We start from the raw sequence: 14077 nt of genomic DNA, 5'->3' as shown, positions 1-14077 counted from the left end.
AGTTCTAAACAATTTATATTCCGATTCTCCGGAGCTCTAAGCCACTCATTACCTTATTTCTATAAATATATTGCCCTGCCGGGGCTGCCACTGATGAGTTCCGGAGAAACGGAATATTTATAGTAAAATCTTCACGTATTGCCTATCAGCTACAGAGGATGAGAATATAAACCAAAGCATAAGTCCCTAAGAATCTCAGCACCTCAAAACAACCCCTCAATCGACAAATACCTTTCCCCTGTATCGTAATTGAATGTCAGTACCACGGCATCTTCAGGTAGTTCCGCCAGCTTTTTGCTTACCGCCGCCAATGACGCACCCGTCGATATTCCGGCCAGCAATCCTTCCTCCTTTGCCGCACGGCGGGCAAAATCGAATGCCTCGTCCTTACCTACCTGAATCACGCCATCAATAAGTTCGCTTTGGTAAATGGAAGGCACAAACCCCGCCCCTATACCCTGTATCGGGTGCAGTCCCGGACTTCCTCCGCTCAGCACAGGGGATAATTCGGGTTCGACAGCAAACACCTTCAGGTCGGGCCATTCTTTCTTTAAAACGGATGCCACGCCTGTTATATGGCCTCCTGTACCCACACCGGTGATAATATAATCTACTCCATCAGGGAAATCGGCAAGTATTTCCTGTGCCGTGGTGCGCTCGTGTATGGCTACGTTGGCTGGGTTGTCAAACTGGCGTGGTGACCATGCGTTCGGGGTTGAAGCCGTCAGCTCCGCCGCTTTTTCAATAGCGCCTTTCATACCCTTTTCACGCGGGGTAAGCTCAAATTCCGCCCCGTATATCGACATGAGCTTGCGGCGTTCCACACTCATCGACTCAGGCATGACCAAAATGAGCTTGTAGCCTTTGACTGCCGCGACAAGGGCCAGCCCAATACCCGTATTTCCCGAAGTTGGCTCAATGATGATGCTATCCTTATTGAGCAGTCCCTTCGCTTCGGCATCCTCTATCATAGCCAGTGCAATCCTGTCCTTTATGCTGTTGCCCGGATTGTTGCGCTCCAGCTTTATCCACACATTGCGGCCATTGTAAAGCCTGCTTAACTGCACATGTGGCGTGTCTCCTATCGTCTTTAGTATCGAATCTGCTTTCATATATTGGAAATTTTATATTACAAAATTTAGCGGTTCGGGGAATACCTCCCTTGTTTTTACGGTGGCCTCGCTCTTGTGGTAGACCATTGAATTAGGGGGTATGGAATGCGTTATCCACACGTTCCCGCCTATAACCGACCCCTTGCCTATTACCGTGCTTCCGCCAAGGATGGTAGCATTGGCATAAATGGTTACGCCGTCGCCAATGGTCGGGTGGCGCTGTATGGAAGCTTCGGCTTTGCTTACGCTGAGGGCACCGAGGGTCACCCCCTGGTATATTTTTACATCGTTGCCAATGACAGCCGTCTCACCGATGACAATACCGGTGCCATGGTCGATGAAGAAGCGCTCACCTATCTGAGCGCCGGGATGGATATCGATGCCCGTTTTTCCATGAACGTATTCACTCAGCATGCGGGGCAGTACAGGCACTTCATTAATCCATAGTTCATGGGCGATCCGGTAGACGGCTACAGCAAAGAAACCCGGATAGGAAACCAACACCTCGCTACGTGATTTTGCGGCAGGGTCAAACTCAAAAATCGTCTTCAGGTCATCTTCGAGTTTTTGATGAAGCAGAACAACCTTATCCTTTAAATACAAGATTAATGAGTCAGTTTTAATATTATCCATTCCCGAAGTTTCGAGCAATCCGGAAAGCAACTCCTCCAACTCTTTTTCCTTAACCAGGAAATAATCATAGTCGGCATATTTGGAACCAATGCAAAAGAGCCATTGGAAGAATTCCTCGACCCAGTAGACAGCCTTATCCTTATCGGGAAGTATGCCTGACCGGAGGTAATTTGCGGTGTAAATTGGATGTTTCATAATTAAAATAAAAGCTCTCCATTCCGGAGAGCTCGCTGTATAATTTTCAGTCAAATCATGCCAGGGCAAGCTCATCAGGTATGGAAAAGCAACAACAGGCATTGAATGATTTCACTGTATTCATTATAATAATAGTTTTAATCTCTATCAAAATTAGGCAAAAAATCGATATTAGTCTACCAAATTAGTAGATTTATAGATTTATCAAAATACGTCTTAAAATCACTACATTTGCCAAAATTACGGCACTTTTTTATGAAAAAAATCCTTGTTATTGATAATTACGATAGTTTCACTTATAACCTTGTACATTATCTTGAAGCACTTAATGCCCATGTAACAGTACTGCGCAATGACGAGGTTTTGATAGATGAGCCTGCCAGCTACGACAAGATATTGCTCTCCCCCGGACCCGGGATTCCCGACGAAGCAGGATTACTGAAAGATATCATTAAAAGGTATGCCCCCACCAAAAGCATATTGGGTATCTGCCTTGGGCAGCAGGCGATTGGCGAAGTCTTTGGCGGCAACCTAATCAACCTCCAAGAAGTGTATCACGGAGTAGCTGCAACGATAAAAATTACAGTAGAAGATGAGGATCTTTTTATGGGAATGCCACCTGAAATTGAAGTAGGGCGCTACCATTCCTGGAGCGTTGATCCGTACAATTTACCAGATGTTTTAGAGATAACTTCTGTCGATGGGAGAGGACAGGTAATGTCATTACGGCATAAATTTTTCGACGTTAAAGGGGTTCAATTTCACCCGGAATCCATTCTTACACCCAATGGAAAAGCGATGCTGGCAAACTGGCTTCGTTAAAATTTATAGTAAATAATTACTTCATATAATTATATACAATATTTTGATATACAAAATATTTAATAAGTAAAATAGAAATTATCTATAGCGATTTTCGAAACCGTTTTCTGTTAATAAACTGTTAACAATCATTTTAAACAAACGTTTAATTTAAACAAGTGTTTAACTTTGCGATGTTATTTTAACACACAGGCCATGACAGATTTTAACGACAAGCAACTCGACATTTTGCAGGCAGCCGAAAAGCTGTTTGCTGAAGAAGGTTTCGATGGCGCTTCCATCCGCAACATAGCCAAAGAAGCCAATGTAAATATAGCGATGATATCGTACTATTTCGGTTCGAAGGAAAAACTGCTGGAAGCCCTTATTGTTTATCGTGCCTCAGGCATGAGGATGCAACTGGAAAATATCTCCCACGAAGACCTCTCCCCTCTCGAAAAAGTAGACCGCCTCATCGACCTGTACATTACGCGTATCAATAAGAACAAATGCATGTACCAAATCATGCATTTTGAACTTTCAACCAGGAAGCGTGTTATGGATATGCAGGCATTCGTAGATATTAAAAAACGAAATCTTGAAGCGTTTAAGAATATCATACGCGAGGGACAGGATTCAGGGATATTTGCCAAGGACGTAAATATCACGCTCATCCCTCCTACCATACTTGGTACACTCGTACACTTCCGCATGAACAGGTCGTTCATGGCCCCGGTACTTGGGCTGGATACAGACGAAGCCTTTGAAGCCTATATTGAAAATGAGCTTACAGCCCACATAAAACGAACCATTAAAGCGCTCTTATTACATGAAAATTAGAAATTTAGCACTGGGAAGCCTTCTCTTGCTTGGTATTGCAATGCATGCCCAGCAAAAGAAACCGCTCTCCCTGGAGGAGGCAATATCGCTCGCTGTGAATAACAGTACTGAAGCAGGCCTTGCCAACACACGTGTAGCTACTTCCAAATTGGAAGTGGACAACGTGAAGAACAACATTTACCCCGACTTTAAGGTATCCGCTCAGTACATGAGGATAACCGACCCTACAGTGAAGTTCAGGCTCCCTTTAGGCGACAGCGAACCCGCTGAACCCGGCGAAACAAGTGGCTCATCGGCATCGCCTGATGTAAACCGCATTATGTTTGGGCAGGCCAGCCTTAGCATGCCGCTTTTCTCGGGCTTTAAGCTGAGGAACAGCATCGATGCCTCTGAAAACATCTACAAGGCGCAAACCTTCAATGCGGCCAGTACCAAAGAGCAGCTTGCTATGCAGGCGATCGTGCTGTATGTGAACCTGTACAAGGTACAGCAGTCCATCGCCCTGATACAGGAGAACCTGAAAAGCGCCAACCAGCGGGTTACCGACTTCTCCGCTATGGAACAGAATGGTTTACTTGCCCGCAACGACCTGTTGAAAGCACAACTACAGGTGAGCAATATCCAGCTGACCTTGGACGATGCCCGCAAAAAAGCCGCTGTAATCAATTATCAGCTTACTACCCTGCTCAGACTACCTGAGAATACCGAAATACAGCCAGACGGCGCTTATTTCAAGAATTCAGGCAGTATTACGCCCCCATCGTCTGCAAACGAAGCGATGACACAGCGCAGCGACCTCGAAGCGGCAAGATGGCAGCAAAAGGCTGCCGAGTCGGAAATAAAGGTTGCAAGAAGCGATTACTACCCTTCTATAGCGCTATCGGCAGGGTATGTAGCGCTTGACATCCAAAATGTGGTACAGGTGTACAACGCCGTGAATTTTGGAGTAGGCGTGTCTTATGACATATCCAACATCTTTAAAAACAATAAAAAAGTGAAGGCGGCCCAAAGCCGTGCAAAGGAAACGCAGTACCAAGTGGACCTGCTTACCGACCGCGTAAAGGTGCAGGTGCAGGAAGCGCAGGAAAACTACAACCTTTCGCTAAAGCAGAGCAGGGTGTATGACGAAGCGCTGGTACAGGCGGCAGAGAACTACAGGATCGTGAAAGACAAGTATGACAACGGCCTTGTAGACACCAATGACCTGCTGGAGGCCGATGTAGAGCAGCTTCAGGCACAGCTTAACCAAACATTTTCCAAAGCCGACATAACACAGCGTTACTACGAACTGCTTAACGCTACAGGCAAACTCACCGGATCGTTCAATCTTCAATCAAATCAAAACTAATCACCATGGAAAATAACGAAAAGAAAAAGACAAATAAAAAGTTCCTCACCATCCTGATCGTACTTGTAGTATTGGGCGGTGTTTACGGAACATTCAAATACCTGCATGCCCAGGCACACGAGGAAACCGACGATGCCCAGGTGGAGCGTAACATGAATCCCATCATCCCGCGTGTAACCGGGTATGTGACTAAAGTGTATGTAAAAGACAACGACATCGTGAAGAAAGGTGATACGCTTTTTGTGATCGATGATAAGGATTATGTAGTGCGTGTCGAAGATGCCAAGGCGGCGCTTGCTGCTGCACAGGGAAATTATGAAGTAGCCAAAGCCGACATCGGTACGTCAAGTGCAAATGTTTCGGTATCCGAAGCCAACCTGCAATCCTCTAAAGGAAACATTGAAGCTGCCAAAGTGCGCCTTTGGAGGGCCGACAATGACTTTAAGCGTTTTGAGAACCTGTACAAAAACCACTCGATAACCAAGCAGCAGTACGAGCAGGCACAGGCTGCCAAGCAGGAAGCCGAAGCCCAGCTGAAAGTGCTACAACAACAGCAGGCCGCCAGTAACTACCAAAAAAACGTGAGTGTATCGCGTTCGAATGTAAGCAGCAAACAAACCGAGGTAGCCTCTGCCAATATCAAAAGGGCAAAGGCAGCGCTGGATGCCGCCAACCTTAACCTTGGGTACACTGTAGTGACCGCACAGGTGGATGGGCAGGTGTCAGCTATCGACATACAGCCGGGGCAGTTGGTACAGCCTGGACAGTCGTTGTTTTACATCATCGGCAGCCAGGAAACATGGGTGGTAGCCAACTTTAAGGAAACTCAGCTCAATAAGATGAAGAAAGGCCAGAAAGTGACCATTAAGGCCGATGCCTTCCCGGATACCGAGTTTGAAGGCGAGATAACGTCCTTCTCCCCTGCCACGGGTTCGCGATTCTCGCTATTGCCTCCGGACAATGCCACCGGCAACTTCGTAAAGACCGTACAGAGGCTTCCTGTAAAAATAAGCCTCACCGCGGCAAATGACAAAGAGAAAGTAAAACTGCTCCGCCCCGGCATGAACGTGGAGGTGGACGTACACGTAAAATAATATGGCAGCAACAGCAACCGTTCAGGATGATTTGGTAGAATACGGCTTCAGGCGGGTTATCATCACGGTAACGGCAGTACTCTGCGCATTGCTTGAGATCGTTGACACCACGATTGTGAACGTAGCCCTGAACGATATGCGCGGAACCCTGGGCGCCACCCTGACGGATGTGGCCTGGGTAATTACCGCCTATGCAATTGCCAACGTGATCGTAATCCCGATGACGAGCTGGCTTTCGCAGCAGTTCGGCCGCAGGAATTACTTTGCGGTCTCAATCATCATATTCACCGTTGCCTCATTTCTTTGTGGTAACGCGACCAATATTTGGGAGCTGGTAGCCTTCCGTTTCATACAGGGTATGGGTGGTGGTGCGCTGTTGGTAACCGCACAGACCATCATTACCGAAAGCTACCCCGCCGAAAAGCGTGGCATGGCACAGGCAATATACGGCATGGGTGTTATTGTCGGCCCTACACTGGGTCCTCCGTTGGGCGGTTGGATCGTGGACAACTGGAGCTGGCCGTACATTTTTTACATCAACATACCGATAGGCATCATTGCAACATTGCTTACCCTAATGTATGTAAAAAGCCCTAAATATGGTGAAAAGCTGAAAGCCAATCAGGTGGACTGGTGGGGGATAGTGCTGCTGGCATCGTTTATCGGCTCCCTGCAATACGTGTTGGAACACGGGCAACAGGACGACTGGTTTGCCGACGGGACTATTGTAACCCTGAGCGTTGTTACAGTTTTCGGGCTATTAGGATTCATCTGGCGGGAACTCACCTACGCCCATCCTATAGTGAATTTAAGGGTACTGCAGGACAGTAACCTGCGTATCGGTACCATTATGTGTTTCATACTTGGGTTTGGATTATACGGTTCAACTTTTATCATCCCTATATACACACAGTCAATACTGGGTTGGACAGCGCTTGATGCAGGGCTATTGCTGGTACCGAGTTCAATAACCACGGCCTTCATGATGCCGTTCATCGGGCAAATGATACAAAAAGGCGTACCGCAAACCTATATGGTTGCCTTTGGCTTTCTTGTATTCTTCCTGTTTACCTTCTGGATGTTTAACGTAATGACCCCGGACACCGGTACTGAACACTTCTTTTGGCCGCTTATCCTTCGCGGTGTTGGCCTCGGATTGCTTTTCGTACCGATAACCACCATGTCGCTTTCTACCCTTAAAGGAAAAAGCATTGGTGAGGGGGCGGCTTTTACAGGGATGATGAGGCAGTTGGGAGGTTCTTTCGGTATTGCGATTATCACGACATTCATATCAAGATTTTCGCAACAGCACAGGGTAGATGCGATAGGCCACCTCAACGGCTCCAGCTTTGAAGTACAGCAGCGCATAACGCAGCTGCAACAAGGCTTCATGTCTAAGGGATTCAGTTCCAATGAAGCATTGGCGAAAGCCCACCAGATCATAGACCTTGGAGTGACCAAGCAGGCTACGGTACTATCCTATATGGATGTGTTCCTATACCTTGGTATATTATTCCTGATATGTATACCGTTCATTCTTTTGGTAAGGCGCGGTAAGAGCAAGGTAGACATGAGCGAGGCGATGCATTAAAAGTTTTCAGTCGCAGTCGCAGTTTTCAGTTAGATAACTTATATAAAAAGTCCGAAGCGTACATTAACTTCGGACTTTTTAATTTTACGCAGTGTTACTGCGTTATTGAGACTGAAAACTGCGACTGCGACTGAAAACTACCTCGTAAACACCAGTGTATCTTTTGTAGAAAGCTTTGGGTCGAAAGCATAGCCTTCATAGTTAAACCCTTTGAGCCCTTTAAGCGTTTTTACATTCTTGTCGATGATGTAGCGCACCATCATGCCGCGTGCCTTTTTGGCGAAAAAGCTCACCATGCGCAACTGGCCGTTTTTGTAGTCTTTGAATTCGGGGGTTATGACAGGCACTTTGAGTGCCTTTACATCAACCGCGTCAAAATACTCCTTACTGGCAAGGTTGATGAACAATTCGCCATCCTTCAACTCATCATTAAGCGCCTGCGTAATTATAGATTTCCAGAACTCATACAGATTCTTGCTCTCCCCTACCGGCATCTGCGTGCCCATTTCGAGGCGGTACGGCTGAATGAGGTCGAGTGGTTTCAATAATCCATACAGTCCTGACAGTATCCTGAGCGTATCCTGCAGCTTACCCACTTTTGCCGTTGGGATGGTATAAGCTTCCAGCCCCGTGTACACATCGCCATTAAAGGCATATACCGCCGGGCGTGCATTTTTGGTGGTAAAAGGCGTACTCCACTCCTGGTTGCGCTCCCAGTTGAGGTCGGCCAGCTTATCCGAAATATCCATCAGCTCCCGCAATTGGGCGGGCGTTTTTTCCTTTAGTGTTTCGTGCACGGTTTCGGCATTCGCCAAAAAGGCGGGCTGGGTATGCTTGCGGGTAGGCAGTTTGGTTTCGTAATCGAGTGTTTTGGCAGGCGATATGACGATCTTCATCTGGGTCGTATTTATATTTCAAAAGTAATGATTTTTGTCTGAAGTCGAAAGTCCAAAGTCAGTTGGAGCATCAAACTTCCGGCGTACGGCATTAAACATTATAATAACAAAAATACCGCTATATTAGCACAACCAACAAAACCAACGATGGACAACTATATCATCCAGACACAGGCGCTGGACTTTATCTATTCCAAAAACCGAAAGGTACTTGACAACGTTTCCCTAAACATCCCTAAAGGCTCCATTTACGGATTCCTGGGGCCCAACGGTGCGGGAAAATCGACTACAATGCGTTTGCTCACGGGCATACTGCCGGAACAGGGCGACTCGATACGAATTTTCGGAAAGCCGTTGCAGGGCCAGCTGCCACAGGTGTTCGACAACATAGGTTCGCTTGTAGAGAGCCCCGCGCTGTACCTTCACCTGAGTGGGTACAACAACCTGAAGTACATAGCAAAGCTGCGCAACATACCCGAAAGCCGCATTGCCGAAGTGCTTGAGCTGGTGGATCTGGACCGAGATGCGAAACGCAAGGCAAAACAATATTCGCTGGGCATGAAGCAGCGCCTCGCCATAGCCATGGCATTGCTGCATGAACCCGAACTGCTTTTGCTTGACGAACCCGTGAACGGCCTTGACCCCAACGGCATACAGGACATCCGCAGGCTGCTGATAAAGCTGAACCGTGAAAAAGGCGTGACCATTTTTGTGTCGAGCCACCTTTTGGCAGAGATTGAGCGGATGTGTACCCACGTTGGCATCATCAGTGGCGGGAAACTGCAGTTTGAGGGCACAATGGAAGAACTGGCAAAACAATCGGGGGCGTGCAGGATACAACTTTCACTAAAAGATGCTTCAGGATGGCATGAAAAGCTGCTTAAAGAATACCCTACTGCCACATTGGAAAGTTCCGGGCAGATAAACCTTGAGCTGACCGGTCGCGATGTTATTCCGTCATTTGCCAAAAAACTTGTTGACAGCGGCGCACAGCTTTATGAGATCCGGATCCTCGACGGGCTTGAAGAGTGGTTCATGTCATTGGTAAAACATCAATAAACAACACAGATGCAAAATTTCATCACCGCCTTAAAGGCCGAACATATCAAGAAGAAGGGAACGGGTATATATATGCTTGGCATAATCCTTGGAGCCATAGTTCCCGTTATCATTACCATAGTAGAGTTTTTCGATGACAGTAAACCCGGAAGAAAACTGCCCTACAATTATTACCTGCAGTTCATAGAGAGCGGGCTTGATGCGTTTACCCAGTTCTTCTTTCCGTTGCTCATCATCATTACCGTTAGCCGAATTACGCAGCTCGACCACCGAAACGGTGGCTGGCAGCTGATGGAAACACAGCCACTGCGGAAAACATCCATTTACTTTTCAAAATTTACGGTTATACTCATTGCGAACTTCATTGCGATACTTACCTATATTGCGGTAAGCTATTTGGGAGCTTTCATCTTTAGCCTTTTTGTAGACCTACCTAAAGATGCCACAACAGAATTTGCCTTTAAGGAGATCATGATGCTTTTCTCGAGGCTCTTCCTCGTATCGCTGTTCATTTCGGCATTCCAGTATTTCATATCGGTACTGCTGCCCAGCTTCATCTGGTCGATACTGATAGGGTTCTTCCTGCTGCTGCTGTTCATTTTCCTGAATGTAATGAATGTAGTACCTGATTGGTACCCGATGGAAATGCTCAGCAAAATAGCTACCTACAAAAAAGGCAGCCAGTTGGGCTATTGGGTCACTTATTCTGAAGCTGTGGGCGTACTGTGCAGTATCATCACGTTATACATGGGTTTTGAATGGTACAGGCATAAGTTGTTTAAGAGGGCGTTCTTTGGGAATGCTGTGCGAATGGGCAAACTGGTGGCTGTGCTTGCCGTTTTCGGCGGGCTGCTAGCCTACACCCTCTCCCCCAATACCATGGCGCTGCACAACCGCACCGTAATTAGCGGAAAGATAACCGGCGATGCGCCTATCAAGAATATATACCTCATAGGCGCATTTGCCGAAGATACCATTGCTACAATACCTGTTATGGCCAATACTTTCCATGGCGTTATTGGCAAGGACATTATTTTTGATACCTATACGCTGGCTTTTGGCGAAAGGGCAAGCCAAGGACTGGTGCTGTCCAATAACGACAGTGTATTTGTAGACCTTAAAATGTATGGTGCCAATGTAAAGTCGGAGGTAACAGGCACGCGCCTTGCCGAGAACCAATACCAGGAGTCGGGCAAATTTGGCGGAAGCACTGTTTTATATTACATGCAGGAAAACATTTTCATGGATGAGCCTGCCATGATAGCGAAAATGCTGGTTGACGAATGGAAGGACGAAATGAAAGCGTCGGATAAATTCAGGACGGTAGATAACTACGTACCGCGCGAGGACTTTTTGGAGCGCAACCGCAAGGCACTAACGATTGAGCACCTGAATGTATGGAACGGGTTCGTAAAAAAGCGCGAGGCCATGTTCCCCGATGCCGAAACTCCTGAAACGGACGATATCAAAGCCATGAAGGCGCGTGTGCCCATGGACGATGAAACCATGCTGGGCAGCGAGGCTTACTTTAAATATGTGCGCGCGGCCATGATAGCCGGAAACAAGGACGATATTGATGAAAACACCAAATCACTTTTGGCAATTGCCAAAATGAAGCCAGGGAATTTCAGGGATAAAATGCTGTACTGGCAGTTGAACACCAGTATTAAGGAGGCCTCCTCTTCTGCCGAAAGGCAAAAACTGCTGGCCGATCATGGCGGCACTTTTGCCAACAAAAAGTTTTATAACAACGTAGCCGCCAAGTACAAGCTAATCGAAAGCCTCGGCAAAGGAATGCCGGCACCGCAAATTGCTGCCACCGACATGTCGGGCAAGCCATTTGACATTGCATCGCTAAAAGGAAAATATGTCGCGATAGACGTTTGGGCTACCTGGTGCGTACCGTGCCGGGATCAGTCGCCGAAGTTCGAGAAATTTGCCATTAAGTACAAAAATGAGCCGATACAATTTGTAGCCGTGAGCATTGACCGCAATAGAGAGGACTGGATAATGGAGGCTAAAAACCATTCGAAGTCGGTGCTACAGCTATATGCCACCAACGAAAAACTCTTCAGCAAACAATATGACATACAGTATGTACCGCGCTTCATCCTGATGGACCCAGAGGGAAATTTTGTAGAGTCGCAAATGGCAATGCCGGTGGATAAAAATTTTGAAAAGCTGCTTCGCGAAACGCTTGGCCTTCCCGAACAAAAATAATTTATCTTTGCCCGATGGGTTTCCGTTCGGCATTCATAAAAAATAAAGAGGTCATACTCTATGGCGCTTGCCTTGCGGCACTTTTGCTATTACTACGGGTTATGGAATTCCGTTTCCTGGTACTGAGCCATTCGATGGAAGTTTACATCGGCCTGATCGCTTTGCTGTTTATGGGGCTGGGCATCTGGCTTGCTTTGAAGCTCGCCAAACCGAAAAAGGAAACCATCATCGTCGAAAAAGAGATCCATATTCCTACCCCGACAGCATTCACCTTTAACGAAGCGGAAGCCGAACGCCTTGGCCTCAGCAAGCGCGAACTGGAAGTGCTGCAATTGCTATCCGAAGGCCTGAGCAATGCCGAGATCGCGGAGCGGCTGTTCGTATCGCTCAACACGGTTAAGACCCATACCTCTAAAATATTTGAAAAGCTGGAGGTAAAGCGAAGGACTCAGGCCGTTGAGGTTGGGAAGCGATTGGGGTTGATAGCATGAAATACCACCCAAAAGTATGATACCGTCCAAAATCACCCAAAAGTATGACTGCATTTACAGGGTATTACGCCAATTTTGCCGCATAAATCTAAAACAAACTTTATGAAAAAACTTGTACTTACCTATGGTCTCCTTGGGGGCGGTATCTCAGTAATCGGCTACCTTATTACAATGTTTACCGGCGCACCGCACAACGAGTTTGCCATGCTTATTGGCTTTGCCTCAATGCTGGCAGCGTTCTCCCTCATTTTTGTCGCTACAGTTAAATACCGCAAGCAACAAGACGGCGCGGTAAGCTTTGGCAACGCGTTTCTTATCGGGCTGTACATATCGCTTATCGCTTCGACAATTTATGTATTGGTATGGCTATACTACTTATATAATGTGTACCCTGATTTCGCTCCCAGGTATGCAGCGGAGTATCTTGAAGGACTTAAAGCGGCTGGGGTGTCTCAGGAAAAGCTTGCAGAAGAAACCGCCAGTATGAACGAACTGATTACCAATTACAAAAAACCGTGGTTCGTGATCGGGATGACGTACACGGAAATACTTCCAATAGGTATTATCGTATCTTTGATAAGCGCGGCAATTTTAAAACGTAAACCAAAACTACAATAATGGGAAAAGTAACAGGACTGGGCGGATTGTTCTTCCGTTCCAAAGACAGCAAGGCACAGGCGCAATGGTATGAGGAGCACCTGGGCATCAATTCGGCCACGAGCGGCCACATCTGGATGCAGGAAGCAGGGCCAACCGTGTTCTCACCCTTCAAGCAGGATACCGACTATTTTGGCAGCCCTGAGCAGCAGTTCATGATCAACTTCCGCGTGGAGGGGCTGGATGAATTACTGGCCGATCTTACGGCGAAAGGCGTTCGCATCGATGACAACCGGATGGACGAATCCTACGGGCGCTTTGCATGGATTTATGACCCGGAAGGGAATAAGATCGAGCTTTGGGAACCGGTTAACGGGTAATCAACAGTAAATTATCTTAGCCACGAATTACACGAATTCACACAAATCAAAAATTGGTGAAATTAGTGTAATTCGTGGCTAAACTTTTATATTTGTAAATGGACTATTCACAGATAAACAAAAGCATCAGCCGGTATGTAGCTTTTACAGAGGAAGAACTGGATATTTTCAATTCATTGTTGGAATATCGAAAAGTCCCGAAAAAGACCATTATGCTGCGCGAAGGTGAAATGTGCAATTTCGAGGCTTTTGTCATTAAAGGCTGCGTGCGCAGGTACTACATCGACCCGAATGGCTTCGAGGTAATACTGCATTTCGCTATCGAGGATGCCTGGGTAAGTGACATTTCCTTCAGCATCTATGAAGACAAGCCCAGCCGCATTTACATAGAAACGATGGAAGACTGCGAATTCCTCCTTTTCACTCCAGAAACAAAGGAGGAGCTTTTCGCGAAAGCGCCAAAGTTTGAAAGGGCTTTCCGAATATTGCTGCAACGCAATCTTGCCAATACGCAAAACAGGCTGTTTAACGCCATATCTAAAACCGCTCTCGAAAAATACCTTGAATTCCTTGAGCAGTACCCTACCCTGCCCCAACGTGTGGCCCAGCATTACATCGCTTCCTACCTTGGCATCTCGGCAGAGTTTCTGAGCAAAACGAGAGCGAAAGCTGCAAAAATGTAATGTTGCGGGTTTAGGGTTTAAAGTTCTGATTTGCAACCCTGAACCCAAAACTACCAACCCTTAACCGAAACGACTTCGCCGTTTTTCTTGTTCCAGTTCAATGCCTAACTGTTTTTTATGGCGCAACTTTGCCTTGT

14 protein-coding genes are annotated in these 14077 nt (G+C 46.8%); 11 read left to right on the top strand and 3 right to left on the bottom strand.

Annotated features, from left to right (window positions below; genetic code table 11):
• Positions 1 to 203: 203 nt before the first annotated feature.
• Both cysK and epsC read right to left on the bottom strand, forming a co-directional pair.
• Positions 204 to 1112: a cysteine synthase A gene (cysK, locus tag OGH69_RS07775; protein WP_265173892.1), complete on the bottom strand. Its 909-nt coding sequence runs from the start codon at positions 1110 to 1112 to the stop codon at positions 204 to 206.
• A 12-nt stretch (positions 1113 to 1124) separates the two neighbouring features.
• A complete protein-coding gene (epsC, locus tag OGH69_RS07770) occupies positions 1125 to 1940 on the bottom strand; it encodes a serine O-acetyltransferase EpsC (protein WP_265173891.1) in 816 nt (271 codons plus the stop codon).
• Between the two features lie 255 nt (positions 1941 to 2195).
• Between epsC and OGH69_RS07765 the strand changes: the two genes are divergently transcribed.
• The 5 genes from OGH69_RS07765 to OGH69_RS07745 all read left to right on the top strand — a co-directional run bounded on the left by OGH69_RS07765 (position 2196) and on the right by OGH69_RS07745 (position 7614).
• Entirely contained in the window at positions 2196 to 2762 is a 567-nt protein-coding gene (locus OGH69_RS07765) for an anthranilate synthase component II (protein WP_265173890.1), read from the top strand.
• A gap of 195 nt (positions 2763 to 2957) precedes the next feature.
• Complete coding sequence (locus OGH69_RS07760; RefSeq protein ID WP_265173889.1) at positions 2958 to 3581, top strand: TetR/AcrR family transcriptional regulator; 624 nt, start codon at positions 2958 to 2960, stop codon at positions 3579 to 3581.
• Positions 3571 to 4929 carry a TolC family protein gene (locus tag OGH69_RS07755; RefSeq protein WP_265173888.1) on the top strand — a complete coding sequence of 453 codons (1359 nt, stop codon included), beginning with the start codon at positions 3571 to 3573 and terminating at the stop codon, positions 4927 to 4929. The genes OGH69_RS07760 and OGH69_RS07755 overlap by 11 nt, the downstream gene beginning before the upstream one ends.
• Positions 4930 to 4934: 5 nt before the next feature.
• The gene (locus OGH69_RS07750; RefSeq protein ID WP_265173887.1) at positions 4935 to 6023 is read left to right on the top strand and encodes an HlyD family secretion protein; all 1089 of its coding nucleotides are present in this window, start codon (positions 4935 to 4937) and stop codon (positions 6021 to 6023) included.
• A gap of 1 nt (position 6024) precedes the next feature.
• Complete coding sequence (locus tag OGH69_RS07745) at positions 6025 to 7614, top strand: MDR family MFS transporter (RefSeq protein ID WP_265173886.1); 1590 nt, start codon at positions 6025 to 6027, stop codon at positions 7612 to 7614.
• A 137-nt stretch (positions 7615 to 7751) separates the two neighbouring features.
• On the opposite strand, the gene yaaA is transcribed toward OGH69_RS07745, so the two are convergent.
• A complete protein-coding gene (gene yaaA, locus OGH69_RS07740) occupies positions 7752 to 8510 on the bottom strand; it encodes a peroxide stress protein YaaA (protein WP_265173885.1) in 759 nt (252 codons plus the stop codon).
• Between the two features lie 147 nt (positions 8511 to 8657).
• On the opposite strand from yaaA, the gene OGH69_RS07735 reads away from it, so the two are divergent.
• The 6 genes from OGH69_RS07735 (at position 8658) to OGH69_RS07710 (ending at position 13940) form a co-directional block, all read left to right on the top strand.
• A complete protein-coding gene (locus OGH69_RS07735; RefSeq protein WP_265173884.1) occupies positions 8658 to 9569 on the top strand; it encodes an ABC transporter ATP-binding protein in 912 nt (303 codons plus the stop codon).
• Positions 9570 to 9578: 9 nt separating this feature from the next.
• Positions 9579 to 11789: a thioredoxin-like domain-containing protein gene (locus OGH69_RS07730; protein ID WP_265173883.1), complete on the top strand. Its 2211-nt coding sequence runs from the start codon at positions 9579 to 9581 to the stop codon at positions 11787 to 11789.
• A gap of 14 nt (positions 11790 to 11803) precedes the next feature.
• Positions 11804 to 12280, top strand: coding sequence for a helix-turn-helix transcriptional regulator (locus OGH69_RS07725; RefSeq protein ID WP_265173882.1), 477 nt, complete (start codon positions 11804 to 11806; stop codon positions 12278 to 12280).
• Positions 12281 to 12382: 102 nt separating this feature from the next.
• A complete protein-coding gene (locus OGH69_RS07720) occupies positions 12383 to 12898 on the top strand; it encodes a DUF4199 domain-containing protein (RefSeq protein WP_265173881.1) in 516 nt (171 codons plus the stop codon).
• Complete coding sequence (locus OGH69_RS07715) at positions 12898 to 13257, top strand: VOC family protein (protein WP_306354367.1); 360 nt, start codon at positions 12898 to 12900, stop codon at positions 13255 to 13257. Before OGH69_RS07720 ends, OGH69_RS07715 begins: the two co-directional genes overlap by 1 nt.
• Before the next feature lie 98 nt (positions 13258 to 13355).
• Entirely contained in the window at positions 13356 to 13940 is a 585-nt protein-coding gene (locus OGH69_RS07710; RefSeq protein ID WP_265173880.1) for a Crp/Fnr family transcriptional regulator, read from the top strand.
• Positions 13941 to 14077: the final 137 nt, after the last annotated feature.

Origin of the sequence: Flavobacterium sp. MFBS3-15 (genome assembly GCF_026107645.2) — a bacterium.
In the GTDB taxonomy this organism is placed as follows: domain Bacteria; phylum Bacteroidota; class Bacteroidia; order Flavobacteriales; family Flavobacteriaceae; genus Flavobacterium.
The sequence above is the reverse complement of the archived record's forward strand: the minus strand, read 5'-3'. Positions and strand labels throughout refer to the sequence as shown.